This is a genomic window from Micromonospora sp. NPDC047812, from assembly GCF_040704175.1.
GTDB lineage: Bacteria > Actinomycetota > Actinomycetes > Mycobacteriales > Micromonosporaceae > Micromonospora.
Genome location: NZ_JBEYRY010000001.1, coordinates 898942 through 915144, shown reverse-complemented (window position 1 = coordinate 915144; position 16203 = coordinate 898942). Strand labels below are relative to the sequence as shown.

Below are 16203 nucleotides of genomic sequence, written 5' to 3'. Positions count from 1 at the left end.
GTAGGGTATCCGGACGTGCCGTCCACCGTCTCGGTCCTCACCCGCAACCGGAACTTCCGCAATCTCTTCCTCGCGGAGCTGGTGGTCTTCGGCGCCGACTGGTTCGTCATGGTGCCGCTGCTCGTGCTGCTGCCGGACCTGACCGGCAGTGGCGTGTGGGGCGCGCTGGTGCTCGCCGTCGACACCGGGATCGTGGCGTTGCTGCTGCCGTACACGGGCACGATCGCCGACCGGTTCGACCGACGCAAGATCATGATCATCTCGAACGTGGCGGCCCTGGTCGGCGTGCTGCTGCTGCTCGGGGTGCGCAGCGCCGGGACCGCCTGGCTGGCGATGGCCGGGATCGGTGTGGTGGCGGTCGCCAAGGCGTTCTACTCCCCGGCGGCCCAGGCGGCCCTGCCCAACGTGCTCGACCCGGACGAACTGGCCGCCGGCAACGCCGTCGCGGGATCGGCCTGGGGCACCATGACCGTCGTCGGCGCCTCCCTGGGTGGCGTGCTCAGCGCCGCCGTCGGCCCGTACGCCTGCTTCTGGGTGGCGGCGGTGGGCCTGGTGGTCGCCGCGGGCCTGGCCACGCTGATCCGCCGGCCGTTGCAGGCGCCCCGCGACGCGGCCCTGCCGACGCAGCGGACCTGGCCGGCGATCCGGGAGGCGCTGGGCTACATCGGACACCGGCCGAGGGTGCTGGCGCTGGTCACCGTGAAGTCGGCGGTCGGCCTCGGCAACGGCGTGCTGACGGTGTTTCCGCTGCTCGCGGCGGTGTACGGCGTGGGCCCTGTCGGCACCGGGCTGCTCTTCGCGGTCCGCGGGGCGGGGGCGCTCGTCGGGCCGATCCTGATGCGCCGGGTGCTGACCAACCGGGCTTGGCTGCTGCCCGGGCTGGCGCTGTCGATGTCCCTCTACGGCCTGGCCTACCTCGGCACCTCGGTCGCCAACTGGTTCCCGCTGGTGCTGGCCCTGGTCTTCGTCGCCCACTTCGCGGGCGGCAGCAACTGGGTGATGTCGAACTTCGCCCTCCAGGGCGAGGTGCCGGACCGGCTGCGGGGTCGCGTCTTCGCCACCGACATGATGCTGGCGACCCTCGCCGTCTCGGTCAGCCAGCTCGCGGTGGCCGCCGTGGTGGACACCGTGGACGAGCGGGTGGTGCTGGCCAGCTGCGGCCTGGTCACGGTGGTCTACGCGATCGGCTGGCGGATCGCCACCCGCCGGCTCTCGCTGACGGAACCGGCCGCGCAGCCGGCCTCGACCACCGCCCGCTGAACCGACGGCGGCCGGCCCGCCCGGCGGTCAGGGTCGGTCCGTGGCGGCGCCCGTCGGCGCGTCCGGCCGGGACCGGCCGCCCCACTGCGCCGGCACCTCGGCGGCGCCCTCCACGGTCCACCCCGGGCCGGTCGGCGACGCCGGCTGGGCGACGGGCGCAGGCGCGGTGGTCGGCACCGGGCCGCCGTCGGCGAGCGGTCGTCCGCCGAACGGGCCGGCCTCCGCGCCGCCCGCCCGCCGCCCGACCAGCACCGCCGCGATCAGCAGACCCGTGCCGATCGGGTACGTCAGGGCCTGCACCCCGCCGTAGACGAGGTTCATCAGCTGGAAGTTCGAGTACCCCCAGTCGAAACTGAACGCGCGGGGCAGCAGCAGGGACCAGGCCACGTTGAGCAGCGCGCTGACCAGCAGCACGCCGAGCCCGGACAGCGCCAGCAGCCGGGGCTTGCGGGGCAGCCGCTGCCCGGCCGTCGCAGCCAGAACGAGGCCGGCCAGCAGCACCAGCACCGTGGGTGCCTCGAAGACGACCGCCGTCGCCATGTACCCGAGTTCGCGCATCCCTGCCTCCAGCCGCCGTCGGTCGGGCCAGGCTAACGGACCGGCGGTGCCACCACCGCCCTGCGACGAGGCCGTCCGGCCCGGTCCCATCCGGCGGGCGGACACCCGCCCCGTCGGTACGCGGCCCTACCATGAGCCCGTGCCGACGAACTTCATCTCCGGACCGGTCCGGGTCCGGGTCCCCGCCACCAGCGCCAACCTGGGGCCGGGGTTCGACGCCCTGGGGCTCGCCCTGGCGCTGCACGACGACGTGGCCGCCGAGGTGACGGCGGGGGGCGTCACGGTGACCGTCGCCGGGCAGGGCGCCGGGGAGCTGCCGGCCGACGACCGGCACCTGGTCGTCCGGGCCATGCGGGCGGCCTTCGACGGCCTCGGCGGGCAGCCGCCCGGGCTGGCGGTGGAGTGCGTGAACCGCATCCCGCAGGCCCGTGGGCTGGGATCCTCGTCCGCGGCGATCGTCGCCGGCGTGCTGCTGGCCCGCGCGCTGGTCACCGACGGCGAGGCCCGACTCGACGACGACGGCGTGCTGCGCCTCGCCGCCGAGATCGAGGGCCATCCGGACAACGTGGCGCCGTGCCTGCTCGGCGGCTTCACCCTGGCCTGGACGGAGCCCTCCGGCGCCCGGGCGGTGTCGCTGCCGGTCGCCGGCGGCGTACGACCGACGGTCTTCGTGCCGGCGGAGCGTGGCCTGACGGCGACCGCGCGGGCCGCGCTGCCGGCCACCGTGCCCCACGGCGACGCGGCGCTGAACGCCGGACGCGCGGCCCTGCTGGTGCACGCGCTGACCGCCGACCCGGGTCTGCTGCTGCCGGCCACGGTCGATCGCCTGCACCAGGACTACCGCGCCGACGGCATGCCGGGCAGTGCCGCCCTGGTGAAAGTGCTGCGTGAGGCCGGTGTGGCCGCCGTGATCAGTGGTGCGGGCCCGACCGTCCTGGCCCTGACCGCCCCGCCCGAGGGCTTCGACCCGGGAACAGGTTGGGAGGTCTGGTGGTTGGATCCAGACGGGCGCGGAGCACAGGTTGCCCGGGGTAGACTGGGACACGCAGAGCGGGACCCTGTTGCCGCAGGTCGGAAGAGTTGATTACGCTCTAGACTTAGCACAGCCGCGAAGCATGCGATCTCCCTGCGGGTCGGCGCACCCCCGAAGCTTTCGGCGGTCAGCCCGTCACCCCTGCCTAGGCCCACGCCGCACCGCAGTCTTCACAGGTCGCCGCAGACGGCGAGACCTGCTCACCGACGTCCGGTGAGTCGGGAAACCGACCGGCTGCTGTGCTACAGACTCCCGCGACGCGTCCATGCGAGGCGGGTGCACCGAGGCCGCCCGGCCACCTTGCTTTTCGACTCCGGGCAGTCCCGGCCTATCGAGGGAAGGAATCCATTGAGCGACACCACCGACGTGACGTCGGATGTTTCCAACGTCGCTGGCGATGCCACCACCGCCGCCGCCCCCGCCCGTCGTCGGCGCAGCGGCACCGGCCTGTCGGCGATGCTGCTGCCGGAGCTGCAGAGCCTGGCCGCGTCGCTCGGCATCTCGGGCACGGCCCGAATGCGCAAGGGCGAGCTGATCAGCGCGATCTCCGAGCGGCAGGGCGGCGCCGCCGCCGGGACCCCTCGACCGCGGGCCGAGGCCGCTGCCGCTGCCGCTCCTGCCCGTGAAGAGGCCCATGCCGAGGTCCGCGAGACCACCGAGCGGCCGGCGGCCGGGCGGCGCACCGCGGCGCAGGCTCCGGCGGAGCCCGCGGCGGCGGCCGAGACCGAGCCCCGTGGCCGGACCCGGCGCAGCCGGGCCGCCACCTCCGAGGCGCGGGCCGCGGAGGCCCGTCCGGCGGAGGTCCGTCCGGCGGAGGCGGCCCGTCCAGTGGAGGCGGCCCGTCCGGCGGAGACCCGTGCGGATGAGGCCGAGGCCGGCGAGCGTGCCGACCGTGGCCGTGAGCGCGGCGACCGTGCCGAGCGCGCGGAGCGCGGCGAGCGTGGTGACCGTGCGGAGCGTGGTGACCGTGCCGAGCGTGCCGAGCGTGGTGACCGTGCGGAGCGTGGTGACCGTGCCGAGCGTGGCGAGCGTGCCGAGCGGGGTGACCGTGCCGAGCGCGGCGACCGTGCGGAGCGCGGTGACCGTGCCGAGCGGGGCGAGCGCAACGAGCGGGGTGACCGCGGCGAGCGTGCCGAGCGCGGCGACCGCAACGAGCGGGGCGAGCGTGCCGAGCGGGGCGACCGCGACCGCAACGAGCGCGGCGACCGGGGCCAGCGCGTCGAGCGTGACAACGACGACGACGACGAGAGCGGTGGCCGGCGTGGCCGGCGCAGCCGGTTCCGGGACCGCCGCCGTGGCCGCGGTGAGCGGCCCGAGGGCAGCGGCGACGGTGGGCGCGACGGCGGGCGCGAGCCGCAGGTCGGCGAGGACGACGTGCTCGTCCCGGTGGCCGGCATCATCGACGTGCTCGACAACTACGCGTTCGTGCGGACCACCGGCTACCTGGCCGGCCCGAACGACGTCTACGTCTCCATGTCGCAGATCAAGAAGTACGGCCTGCGGCGCGGCGACGCCATCACCGGTGCGGTGCGTGCCTCGCGCGACGGCGAGCAGCGGCGGGACAAGTACAACCCGCTGGTGCGGTTGGACACCATCAACGGGATGGAGCCGGACGAGGCGAGGCGCCGGCCGGAGTTCTACAAGCTCACCCCGCTCTACCCGCAGGAGCGCCTGCGGCTGGAGACCGAGCCGCACATCCTCACCACCCGGGTCATCGACCTGGTCATGCCGCTCGGCAAGGGCCAGCGCGCGCTGATCGTGTCGCCGCCGAAGGCGGGTAAGACGATGGTGCTCCAGGCCATCGCGAATGCGATCACGCACAACAACCCGGAGTGCCACCTGATGGTGGTGCTGGTGGACGAGCGGCCCGAAGAGGTCACCGACATGCAGCGGTCGGTGAAGGGTGAGGTCATCGCGGCGACGTTCGACCGTCCGCCGCAGGACCACACCACGGTGGCCGAGCTGGCGATCGAGCGGGCGAAGCGACTGGTCGAGCTGGGCCACGACGTGGTCGTGCTGCTCGACTCGGTGACCCGCCTCGGTCGCTCGTACAACCTGGCGGCGCCGGCCAGCGGCCGGATCATGTCGGGTGGTATCGACTCCACCGCGCTCTACCCGCCGAAGCGCTTCCTGGGTGCGGCCCGCAACATCGAGAACGGCGGCTCGCTGACCATCCTCGCCACCGCGCTGGTGGAGACCGGGTCCATGGCGGACACGGTCATCTTCGAGGAGTTCAAGGGCACCGGCAACGCGGAGCTGAAGCTGGACCGGAAGATCGCCGACAAGCGCATCTTCCCGGCCATCGACATCCACCCGTCCGGTACGCGCAAGGAGGAGATCCTGCTCGCGCCGGAGGAGCTGGCCATCATCCACAAGCTCCGGAAGGTCCTGCACTCGCTGGACTCGCAGGCGGCGCTGGACCTGCTGCTGGACAAGCTCAAGCAGACCCGCACCAACATCGAGTTCCTGATGCAGATCGCCAAGTCGACGCCGGGGGAGTGACCCTCCCCGGGTGAGACAGCGAGAAGGGCACGGCCGCGAGGCCGTGCCCTTCTCGCGTCTCTGCCTCCGGTGCCGCGTCCGCAGACGGACCGCCCAGAGCGATCGACCTTGCCGGCCCGGGGCGATGACGATCGGTGACGGTCGCCTCGAAGCGACTCTCATGTGACTCTACGTGTTCGAATCCGTTCGCGCGAAGAGCTTTCCTGCCCGGCCGCCACCGCTGCAGCTTCCTGAACAGGAACTCTGTACCGAGACCCGATCCTGCCGCACCATCCCCCACGCCCCCTTTGCTCTGCATCCACATACGCAACGCTCACGCGGTGTGTCCGGTGCGGATATGGCTGCAGAGCAAAGGGGACGGAGCGAGGGGCGGGTGGGGCCCAGGGTCGCCCACTCTCCGTTACTGGATGTGAGTGCCCGCGCGGTCGCGAGCGCCCGCTACGGTGCGGCGTGCGGCGTGCGGCGGTGCGGCGGGCGGCATGCGGGTGCGGCGTTGCAGCGTGCGGCGTGTGCGGCGGTGTGGTGCGCGGGTGCGGCGGGGCAGCCGCCGTGCCGGAAGCGGCCCCACCTGCGCGACCCAGGGAAGGCGTGGTGCGGGTGCCGCCATCCGCAGGCGCTGCCGGTAGCGGCGAGGACGGTAACCGGAGGGGTGGAGTTTTCCTTCGCTTTGGCCGGCAGCTATTGAAACTTCTATTCACCGTCCGGTTGACTGTCGCCCATGCGTACCCGCAGACGATCCGCCCGGCTCGCAGGCGTCCTGCTGCTGACGCCGCTGCTCACCCTGGCCGGCACCGTGCCGGCGAACGCCGGTGCGCCGGCTCCGGCCACCGACCCGTCCCTCACCGCGGCCGAGGACGCACCGCGTGCCTCCTCGTACTCCACGGGCTCCGTGACGCTCGCCGGCGACCCGGCCGCGAGCATGTCGGCCGCCGCGGCCCCGACCGGCGTGGAGCCGGCAGGTGGGCTGGAGACCGCGAAGACCACCCGCCCGGTCGCCCCGGGCCTGAACCTGACCTCCTTCGACCGGTACGACGCCGACGGCTGGTTGCGCGCGGACGCGCTGACCGCCGACCTCACCGGCGGCCTGACCGTGGACTACGTCAACTCCGGCGCGGTCAGCCGGGCCGAGCCGCTGCGCGGCGCCGTCGACGCGGCCCGTGCGGTCGCCGCCGTCAACGGTGACTTTTTCGACATCAACAACTCCGGTGCCGCCCAGGGCGTCGGCGTCCGCGACGGCCAGCTGGTCCAGTCCGCGGTCAACGGGCACCGCAACGCCGTCGCGATCACCACCGAAGGGCTCGGCCGGGTCATCGAGGTGAACTTCGACGGCACCGCGACCCTGCCCACCGGTCCGGTGACGCTGACCCAGTTCAACAACATGATCCAGGCGAACGGGATCGGCGTGTTCACCGCGCTCTGGGGGTCGTACACCCGGCAACGCGCGGTCGAGGGCGCCGCCCGCGTCACGGAGGTCACGGTGGTCGACGGCCGCGTCGCCACCGTCGGCGGCACGGCCGGAAGCGGGGCGGTCCCGGCCGGCACCACCGTGCTGCTCGGCCGTGACGCCGGCGCGGATGCCCTCGCCGGGCTGCGCCCCGGCGACCCGGTGACCGTCGCCTACCAGCCCAAGCCGGCGGACGGCAGCACCCTGCACGCGGCCGTCGGCGGCGGCAACGTGCTGGTCCGCGACGGAGTGGTGCAGAGCATCGCCGACGCGTCGCTGGCCCCGCGCACGTCCGTCGGCTTCTCCGCCGACGGTCGCCGCATGATCATGCTGACAGTGGACGGCCGGCAGGTCGACAGCCGCGGCGTCACCCAGACCGAGATGGGCCGCATGATGGCCGAACTCGGCGCGCACCACGCGCTCAACCTCGACGGCGGCGGCTCCTCGACGCTGCTCGCCCGGGAACCGGGTGCGGCGGCCGTGCAGGTGGAGAACAGCCCGTCCGACGGCAGCGAGCGCGCCGTCCCCAACGGCCTGGCCATCTACGCGCCCAAGGGCAGCGGCCGGCTCACCGGGTACTGGCTGGAGACCGCCAGTGACCCGACCACCGCCCCCGGCGTCGCGCCGGTGCGCGGCGGCCGGCCCGACCGCGTCTTCCCCGGCCTGACCAGGCAACTCACCGCCGCCGGCCACGACGAGACGTACGGCCCGGCGGCCGGCGCGCCGACGTGGCGGGCCAACCCGGCGGTGCATGGCGTCGTCGACGGCAAGGGCCGCTTCCGCGCCCTCCTGCCCGGCAGCACCACGGTCACCGCCTCGCGGGGCGGGGCCCGTGGCACCCTCGACCTGACCGTGCTCGGGCCGCTGGCCCGGATCGACTCCACCGTGGACCGGGTCGGCCTGACCGGCGCGCAGGGCAGCGCGCTGTTCGGCGTCGTCGGCTACGACGCCGAGGGCAACACCGCCCCCATCGAGCCGGCCGACCTGAAGCTCGACTACGACAAGGACCTGCTGAAGATCGCCCCGACCGCCGACGGCAACCTCTCCGTCACCGCCCTGCGGGACACCGGCTCGGCGCTGGTCACCGTCCACGTCGGCCGGAGCAGCACCGTCCTGCCGGTCACCGTCGGACTCACCGACGTGCCGGTGGCCGGCTTCGACGACGCGGCGGCCTGGAAGTTCAGCCAGGCCCGGGCCAGCGGCGCGGTCGCGCCCGCGCCGGGCCGCACCGGCACGGGCCTGAAGATGACGTACGACTTCAGCCAGTCCACCGGCACCCGGGCCGCGTACGCCGACCCGCCGGCCTGGATTGAGGTGCCCGGCCAGCCGCAGGCGTTCGGCATGTGGATCCACGGCAACGGCACGGGGGAGTGGCCCAGCCTGCACCTGCACGACGCGCAGGACACCCAGCACGTGCTGCGGGGCCCGCTGATCACCTGGACGGGCTGGAAGTACGTCGAGTTCGCCGTGCCCGCCGGGGTGCAGTACCCGGTGCGGGTCCGCCGGTTCTACGTGGCGGAGACCAACGCCGCCGCGCAGTACCGCAGCGAGGTGGTCATCGACGACCTGGTGGCGAAGGTGCCGCCGACGGTCGACGCGCCGGCCGAGACGCCGCGTACCGACCGGGTGGTGCTGCGCGACGGCACGGTGGACGGGGCGCCCTGGCGCTTCGCCGTCCTGTCCGACGCGCAGTTCGTCGCGGCGAACCCGGACAGCGACCTGGTCGCCCAGGCCCGCCGTACGCTCCGCGAGGTCAAGGCCGCGAAGCCGGACTTCCTGGTGATCAACGGCGACTTCGTGGACACCGCCTACCCGGCGGACTTCGCGCTGGCCAAGCGGCTGCTGGACGAGGAACTCGGCGGGGAACTGCCGTACTACTACGTGCCCGGCAACCACGAGATCATGGGCGCCCCGATCGCCAACTTCCGGGCCGCCTTCGGCGACACCGAGCGGACCTTCGACCACAAGGGCACCCGGTTCGTCACCCTGAACTCGTCGACCGGCTCGCTGCGCGGCGGCGGCTTCGACCAGGTGCGGATGCTGCGCGAGGCGCTCGACTCGGCGGCCGGTGACCCGGCCGTCGGCTCGGTGGTCGTGCTGCACCACCACCCGCCGCGCGACCCGAGCCCGGCCAAGGCCAGCCAGCTCGGCGACCGGAAGGAGGCGGCGCTGCTGGAGCAGTGGCTGGCCGACTTCCAGCACCGCACCGGCAAGGGCGCGGCCTTCGTCGGCGGGCACGTCGGCACCTTCCACGCCGACCGGGTCGACGGGGTGCCGTACCTGATCAACGGCAACTCGGGCAAGAACCCCTCCACCCCGGCCGACCAGGGCGGCTTCACCGGGTGGACGGAGTTCGGGGTGGACCCGGTGAGCCCGGCCGAGGCCGACCGGGCCCGGCGCAACCCGCTCGTCGAGGGCCCGCGCTGGGTCGCCGCCGAGTTCCACGCGCACGTCGACGCGCTCGCGTTGGCCGCCCCGGCCAGCGTCGCGGTCGGCACCCCGGCGACGGTCACCGCCACGGTGACCCAGCCCGGCGGGCGTACGGTGCCGGTGGCGGCGCCGGTGAGCGCGGACTGGTCCGCCTCGCCGAACGTGCACGTCGGCTCGGTCCTCGGACTGAAGCCCTGGCACGTGGCCCGCTTCGACCCGGCCACCGGCAAGCTCACCGCCCTGCGCCCCGGCGCGCAGGTCAAGCTGGTCGTCGACGTCAACGGCGCACGTGCCGAGGCGACCGTCACCCTGACGGCCGCCGCCGCGGCCCCCGCCGCCTAGCGGGAGGTGAGGAAGGGCCCCTTCCCCGGCGCTCGGCGCGTGGGGGAGGGGCCCTTCCTGCCGCCGCCGGGGCCCGTACCGGTGACCGGTGCGGGCCTCAGAAGTCGCCCTCGGCCACCTGGAAGACGGTGAGGCCGAGGGCGCGCCACATCCGCACCACCTGCTGGCGGTCGTCGAAGACGCCGACCACCCGGTAGCGGTCGGCGATCTCGCGCTCGTAGATCTCCCGCTTGACCACGGAGTCCTTCCGGCTGTCGCCGACGGCGCGCAGGTGCAGCCCGAGGTAGGGGACCCGGACGTGCCGGGCCAGCCACGCCTCCGTGGCGGCGCGGGCGGTGGCGTCCCGGCCCGAGCAGAACACCACTCCGTACCCGGCCGCGTGCATCGCCCGGACCGCCGCGATCACCGCCGGGTTCGGCTCGTCCTCGTCGACGCGGGTCATGTCGTACGGGCTGCGCGAGACGTTCAGCGCGACCGTGCCGTCGATGTCGACCAGGACGATCTCCGGCGGCTCGGTCGACGGGGCGTGCACCGTGGCGGGCCGCCCCGTCCGGGCCTGCGGCACGGGCAGCGGCAGCGTACGGCCCTCCAGGTAGCGCTCGTGCAACCGGCGGATCCACGCCTCGCCGACCCGGTCGGCCTCGGGGCGGGCGGCGTCGCGACGCAGGCACTCCGCGAGCGGCACGTCGGTGAAGTCGTGCACCTCGAACTCGGCGCCGTGCCGGGCGGCCAGGTCGGCCCAGTCACGCAGGGTCCGCGACCGCAGGTTGGTGTCGTCGACGCAGACGTCGGCGCGGGCCCGCAGCAGCGCCTCGACCTGCGCCCGCTGCACGACGGTGACCTGCCACTCCGCCCACTGGGTGAACAGCCGCTCGCCGTGCAGCATCCGGCGTAGGTCGTCCCGGTTGACCCGGACCACGGACGGCTGGAGCGTCCGGGCGAACGTGGTCTTGCCGGAGGCGGGCAGTCCCCGGGTGGCGATCAGGCGGGCCATCAGGTCCTCCGTGTCGTACGTCGTGGGCGGTCCCGCCGCCCGCGGCGCGTGCCCCGGGTGGGGCACGGGGCCGACGGCGGCCGTGCCGGGATGAATGCCCGGCGAGGCGTCGGGAATGCGGGAGGTGGGGCGTGCGTTGTCGATGCCGGACCAGCCGTGCGGCCCGACTGCCGGGTCGGCGCACGCCCATGGCACACTGGTCAATCGGCCACCGGTTCCGGTTCACGCCCGAGCCCGTCGCACGCCGCGACGGACACCGACGGCGACCCGGCGACCATCCACGAGAGGACCGAGGCGAGATGAAGTCCAACATCCACCCGGAGTACGTGACCACCGAGGTCAGCTGCTCCTGCGGCAACACGTTCACCACCCGCAGCACCGCCAAGGGCGGCTCGATCCACGTCGAGACCTGCAGCGCCTGCCACCCGTTCTACACCGGCAAGCAGCGCGTCCTGGACACCGCGGGCCGGGTGGCCAAGTTCCAGCAGAAGTACGCCAAGGTTCAGGCCAAGAAGGCCAAGTAGCTCCTCGTTCGGCGCCCGCGCCCGGTTTCGTGCCGGACGCGGGCGCCGTCCGTATTCCCCCGTATTGACCCCGGTCCCGTCCTCGTCGTCGAAGGAGCCTCCCCCGCATGAGCAGCGAGCGTCTGGCCGCCCTCCTCGACGAGTACGCCGAGCTGGAGAAGCGGCTGGCGGACCCGGCCATCCACGCCGACCAGGGCACCGCCCGCCGGGTCGGCCGTCGGTACGCCGAACTGGTCCCGCTGCACAAGGCGGCCGGGGAGCTGGAGCAGGCCCGCGCCGACCTCGCCGCCGCCCGGGAGCTGGTCGCCGAGGACGCGTCCTTCGCCGCCGAGGCCGAGTCGATCGCGGAGAGCCTGCCGGCGCTGGAGCAGCGGCTGGCGGAGTTGCTGATCCCGCGCGACCCGCACGACGCCAAGGACGTGATCGTCGAGATCAAGGCGGGCGAGGGCGGCGAGGAGTCCGCGCTCTTCGCCGGTGACCTGCTGCGGATGTACACCCGCTACGCCGAGCGGCGCGGCTGGCTCACCGAGGTGCTCGACGCGCAGGACTCGGACCTGGGCGGGGTGAAGGACGTCTCGCTGGCGATCAAGACCAAGGGCGTGCCCGAGGGCGGCAACGGCGTCTGGTCCCGGCTCAAGTGGGAGGGCGGCGTGCACCGGGTGCAACGCGTACCGGTCACCGAGTCGCAGGGCCGCATCCACACGAGCGCCGCCGGGGTGCTGGTGCTGCCGGAGGCCGAGGACGTCGACGTCACCATCGACCCGAACGACCTGCGCATCGACGTGTTCCGCTCGTCGGGGCCCGGCGGCCAGTCGGTGAACACCACCGACTCGGCGGTACGGATCACGCACGTGCCGACCGGCATCGTGGTCTCCTGCCAGAACGAGAAGTCCCAGTTGCAGAACCGGGAGCAGGCGATGCGGATCCTGCGCGCCCGGCTGCTGGCGGCGGCCCAGGAGCAGGCCGACGCGGCCGCCTCGGACGCCCGCAAGGCGCAGGTGCGCACCGTGGACCGCTCCGAGCGGATCCGCACCTACAACTTCCCGCAGAACCGGATCACCGACCACCGGATCGGCTACACCGCGTACAACCTGGACCTGGCGCTCGCCGGCGACCTGGACGGGGTCCTCGACGCCCTCGCCGAGGCCGACCGCGCCGCCCGCCTCGCCGGCGACACCGAGCTGACCCGCCGCTGACCCCGCCGCCGGCGCACGTCAGGAGGCGCGGGGGCGGGACTTCGCGCGGAGCATCGCGCGGTCGGCGGCCTCGAAGGCGGTGCCGAGGGCGTCGCGCAGGCCCGGACCGGTGGCGCCCACCTCGGCGAAGCCGACGCTGACCCCGACCGGCGTGCCGGGCACCAGCGACTCCCAGTCCTCCGTGCGCACCGCGGCGTCGATCCGGCGGCCCACCTCGGCGGCCTCGGTCATCCCGGCGCCCGGCAGCACCACCACGAACTCGTCCCCGCCGTAGCGGGCCACGAAGTCGCCCCGGCGCATCACCCGGTTGATCACCCCGGCGATGCGTTGGAGCACCAGGTCGCCGGAGTGGTGCCCGTGCCGGGTGTTGACGGCCTTGAAGCCGTCCAGGTCGCAGACGCCGATCACCACCCGGTCGCCGTGGGCGACCAGGGTGGCGATGTAGCGCTCCAGCCGCCGCCGGTTGGGCAGCCCGGTCAGGGGGTCGGTCAACGCCTCGCCCTCGAAGCGGGCCGCCTCGCGGCGCATCTCCTCGTGGTCGATGCGCGCGGCGATGCCGTCGATGTAGACGTCCCGGAGCCGGTCGTTGCGCTGGGCGGCCAGCCGGAACGCCAGCCGGTCGGCCCGGTGCGCGCCCGCGTGGTCGCCGGCGCAAGCCAGGGCGATGCTGCGCAGCCGTGCCGGTTCGGCCGCGCCCAGCGTCTCCGTGGAGACCTGGACGGTGCCCAGCCGGGTGACGGCCTCGATCGGCCGTCCCTCGGCGACGGCCAGGCAGACCTGGCCGAGCTGGCGCATGTCGCGGGCGCGGGCGCTGTCGCCGCCGTGGCCGAGCAGCCGGGCCGGGGCGGCCTCCGTGTCGACGTCCCACCGGTCGCCGAGGGCCGCCCGCCGGGCGGCGGCGTAGCCGTACGCGGCCAGGCTGCTCGGGCGCAGCTTCCCGGCCCGCCCGCTGCGCCGGAACCGGTCCAGGTCGGCGGCGACGTCCCGCAGCACCCGCAGGCAGCCGTCGCTGTCGCCGTTGTGGTCCAGCGCCACGGCGTTGCGTAGCCGGATCCCGGGGGCGGCGAAGGTCTCCTCCGGAATCTCGGCGGCGCTGCCGAGCTGCCGGGCCCGTTCGATCGCGCCGAGGGCGTAGCCGTGGAAGCTGAGGTACGAGTAGGCCATCGCCAGGTCGTGCCAGCCCCACGCGGTGTCCCGGTCGGGGTCCTCCACCGCGCCCAGCGCCCGCGCGGCCTTCACCAGGTGGGTGACGCAGCGGTCCAGCGCGCCCTGGTGGTGGGCGGCGAGGGCGGCCAGCGCGTTGAGGTGCCCGAGCAGGTAGGGCTCGGCGAGGTCGCGGACGGCGGTGGAGGCCTCCTCGACGGCCCGGGTGTACTCCGCCGTCCGCCCGAGGTTGATCACCGCGGAGAGGCGCTGCACCAGGGCGTCGGCCCGCGCGTACGGGTCGGTGGTGGTGGCGGCGACCCGGTCGAGGATCGCGTACGCCTCGGCGGACTGGCTGGACTCCTGGAGGGCCCGCGCCCGTGACAGGGCGGCAACCTGGTCGGTGACCCGGTCGAGCCAACCCACCGCGACCTCCTGTCGGTGTGCGTCCGGACGCATCCGCTCGTGATGTCCGGCGCGACGCCCCATGATTATCTCGTGACCACCGTGCCGCAACACCCGTCCGAAGGGACGAGACGGCAGCGCCCTTCCGTGGCGTTGGCCCGGGCGTCCCGGACCCTCGCCGACGCCGGTGTCGCCTCGGCCCGCGCCGAGGCGGAGCAGCTGGCCGCGTACGTGCTGGCGGTGCCCCGCGGGCGGCTGGCGCTGGCCGACGACTTCACGGCCGACCAGCTCGACCGGTTCGACGAGCTGGTCGCGCGGCGGGCCGGGCGGGAACCGTTGCAGCATCTCACGGGCAGCGCCGGCTTCCGGCACCTGGAGCTGGCCGTCGGGCCGGGCGTCTTCGTGCCCCGGCCGGAGACCGAGCTGCTCGCCGGCTGGGGGATCGCGCAGGGCCGGCGCCTGGGCGCCGCGCTGGTGGTGGACCTGTGCAGCGGCTCGGGGGCGATCGCCCTCTCGGTGGCCCAGGAGCTGCCGGCGGCCCGGGTGGTGGCGGTGGAACGGTCGGCGGCGGCGCTGCCCTGGCTGCGGCGCAACGCGGCGGCCCGGGCCGCCGCAGGGGACCGGCCGATCGAGGTGGTGGCGGCGGACGTCACCGCCGCCGACCTGCTCGCCGACCTGGTGGGCCGGGTCGACGTGCTGCTCTGCAACCCGCCGTACGTGCCGTCGGGCGTGGCCGTACCCCCGGAGGTGGGGCGGCACGATCCGGCGAACGCGGTCTTCGGCGGCGCGGACGGCCTGGCGGTGATCCGCCCGGTGATCGCCCGGACGGCGGCACTGCTGCGCCCGGGCGGGGTGCTCGGCGTGGAGCACGACGACACGCACGGCACGGCGGTGCCCGACCTGCTCGCCGCGGACGGCCGGTTCGAGGCGGTCGCCGACCACCCGGACCTGACCGGACGGCCCCGCTTCGCGACCGCGTCCCGGCGGGCGGACGGCCAGCACGCCGCCGCCGACGCGACGTGGCAGACTGACTCCTCGTGATGCTCTACGACTGCCGGTCGCCCGCCGACCGGGACCGCGGCATCGCCGCTGCCATCGAGGCGGTCAAGAACGGCGAGCTGGTCGTCCTGCCGACCGACACCGTCTACGGGATCGGCGCGGACGCGTTCACCCCGTACGCGGTCAAGGCCCTGCTGGACGCCAAGGGCGGCCGTCAGGTGCCGCCGCCCGTGCTGATCGGCTCCCGGCACACCCTCGACGGCCTGGTCTACTCGCTGCCCCAGGCGGCCCGCGATCTCGTCGAGGCGTTCTGGCCCGGGGCGCTGACCATCATCGTGGCGCACTCGCCCAGCCTGCGGTGGGACCTCGGCGACTCCTCCGGGACGGTGGCGGTGCGGATGCCGCTGCACCCGGTGGCGCTGGAGGTGCTGCGCGAGACCGGCCCGATGGCGGTCGCCTCGGCCAACAAGACCGGCCAGCCGGCCGCCCTCACCGCCGAGGAGGCCCGCGACCAGCTCTCCTACTCGGTGCGGGCCTACCTGGAGGCCGGGCCCTGCCCGGATCCGGTGCCGAGCACGATCGTGGACCTCACCGGCGAGGTGCCGCAGGTCCTCCGCCAGGGCGCCGTCGGGCTGGAGAAGCTCCGCGACGTGGTGCCCGACATCCTCGCCGGCCAGGGGGTCTGAGTGCCTCCGTTCACCGTGCTGCACGTCTGCATGGGCAACATCTGCCGGTCCCCGATGGCCGAGCGGCTGCTGGCGCTCGCCGTCCGGGAACGGCTGGCCCGCCGCGAGGTCGACCCGGACCGCGCCGACGAGCTGCTGCACAGCCACAGCGCAGGCACCGGCGGTTGGCACGCCGGCGAGGAGATGAACCCGCCGGCGTCGCGCCAGGTGACTTCCCGGGGCGGCAGCGTCGCCGGCTTCGCCGCGCGCAAGCTGCGGTCGGACCACATCGACGCCGCCGACCTCGTCCTCACCGCCACCGCCGACCAGCAGGAGTACGTGGTGGCGCTGCGGCCCGACGCCGCGTCGCGCACGTTCGTGCTGGGCGAGTTCGGCCGGCTGCTCGCCGGGGTGGACGCCGCCGCGCTGCCGGCGGCCGAGGCGACCCCCGACGCGGTGTACGCGCGCGGCGTGGCCCTGGTGGAGGCCGCCCACGCCGCCCGCCTGGGCACCACCTCGCTGCCCACCGACGATCTCGACGATCCGTGGGGGCGCGGCGACCAGTGCTTCAGCCGGGTCGCCGACGAGATCGAGGAGAGCGTGCACCCCCTCGCCGCCGTGCTCCTGCCGTAACCCGCCCGAGGTACCCGCCCGCGTGAGTTCCCTGCGGGTTTGGGGGAAAGGGGCGGTCAAGAGGGACTTTCGGGT

Annotated in this window: 12 protein-coding genes; 9 read left to right on the top strand and 3 right to left on the bottom strand. The window is 74.4% G+C overall.

Features of this window, described 5'->3' with window-relative positions:
- Positions 1-15 precede the first annotated feature (15 nt).
- Positions 16-1260, top strand: coding sequence for an MFS transporter (locus tag AB0883_RS04150; protein WP_366639297.1), 1245 nt, complete (start codon positions 16-18; stop codon positions 1258-1260).
- 27 nt (positions 1261-1287) lie between these two features.
- On the opposite strand, the gene AB0883_RS04145 is transcribed toward AB0883_RS04150, so the two are convergent.
- Positions 1288-1818: a hypothetical protein gene (locus AB0883_RS04145; protein ID WP_366639296.1), complete on the bottom strand. Its 531-nt coding sequence runs from the start codon at positions 1816-1818 to the stop codon at positions 1288-1290.
- 139 nt (positions 1819-1957) lie between these two features.
- On the opposite strand from AB0883_RS04145, the gene thrB reads away from it, so the two are divergent.
- The 3 genes from thrB to AB0883_RS04130 all read left to right on the top strand — a co-directional run bounded on the left by thrB (position 1958) and on the right by AB0883_RS04130 (position 9569).
- The gene (thrB, locus tag AB0883_RS04140) at positions 1958-2902 is read left to right on the top strand and encodes a homoserine kinase (RefSeq protein ID WP_366639295.1); all 945 of its coding nucleotides are present in this window, start codon (positions 1958-1960) and stop codon (positions 2900-2902) included.
- 297 nt (positions 2903-3199) lie between these two features.
- A complete protein-coding gene (gene rho, locus AB0883_RS04135) occupies positions 3200-5353 on the top strand; it encodes a transcription termination factor Rho (protein WP_366639293.1) in 2154 nt (717 codons plus the stop codon).
- Between the two features lie 718 nt (positions 5354-6071).
- The gene (locus tag AB0883_RS04130) at positions 6072-9569 is read left to right on the top strand and encodes a phosphodiester glycosidase family protein (RefSeq protein WP_366639292.1); all 3498 of its coding nucleotides are present in this window, start codon (positions 6072-6074) and stop codon (positions 9567-9569) included.
- A gap of 97 nt (positions 9570-9666) precedes the next feature.
- Here the strand turns inward: AB0883_RS04130 and AB0883_RS04125 are convergent, their stop codons facing one another.
- Complete coding sequence (locus tag AB0883_RS04125) at positions 9667-10758, bottom strand: AAA family ATPase (protein WP_366640272.1); 1092 nt, start codon at positions 10756-10758, stop codon at positions 9667-9669.
- Positions 10759-10862: 104 nt separating this feature from the next.
- Here AB0883_RS04125 and rpmE point away from each other — a divergent pair, with 104 nt between their 5' ends.
- Both rpmE and prfA read left to right on the top strand, forming a co-directional pair.
- Positions 10863-11087 carry a 50S ribosomal protein L31 gene (rpmE, locus tag AB0883_RS04120; protein ID WP_088998650.1) on the top strand — a complete coding sequence of 75 codons (225 nt, stop codon included), beginning with the start codon at positions 10863-10865 and terminating at the stop codon, positions 11085-11087.
- Between the two features lie 107 nt (positions 11088-11194).
- The gene (gene prfA / locus AB0883_RS04115; RefSeq protein WP_366639290.1) at positions 11195-12283 is read left to right on the top strand and encodes a peptide chain release factor 1; all 1089 of its coding nucleotides are present in this window, start codon (positions 11195-11197) and stop codon (positions 12281-12283) included.
- A gap of 18 nt (positions 12284-12301) precedes the next feature.
- On the opposite strand, the gene AB0883_RS04110 is transcribed toward prfA, so the two are convergent.
- Positions 12302-13852 carry a GGDEF domain-containing protein gene (locus AB0883_RS04110; RefSeq protein WP_366639288.1) on the bottom strand — a complete coding sequence of 517 codons (1551 nt, stop codon included), beginning with the start codon at positions 13850-13852 and terminating at the stop codon, positions 12302-12304.
- A gap of 72 nt (positions 13853-13924) precedes the next feature.
- Here AB0883_RS04110 and prmC point away from each other — a divergent pair, with 72 nt between their 5' ends.
- The 3 genes from prmC to AB0883_RS04095 are packed head-to-tail and all read left to right on the top strand — an operon-like array spanning position 13925 to position 16128.
- On the top strand, positions 13925-14872 hold the full coding sequence (gene prmC / locus AB0883_RS04105; protein ID WP_366639286.1) for a peptide chain release factor N(5)-glutamine methyltransferase: 948 nt from the start codon (positions 13925-13927) through the stop codon (positions 14870-14872).
- Positions 14872-15516, top strand: coding sequence for an L-threonylcarbamoyladenylate synthase (locus AB0883_RS04100; protein WP_121400111.1), 645 nt, complete (start codon positions 14872-14874; stop codon positions 15514-15516). The genes prmC and AB0883_RS04100 overlap by 1 nt, the downstream gene beginning before the upstream one ends.
- On the top strand, positions 15517-16128 hold the full coding sequence (locus AB0883_RS04095; RefSeq protein ID WP_366639284.1) for a phosphotyrosine protein phosphatase: 612 nt from the start codon (positions 15517-15519) through the stop codon (positions 16126-16128).
- The last annotated feature ends 75 nt before the right edge of the window (positions 16129-16203 follow it).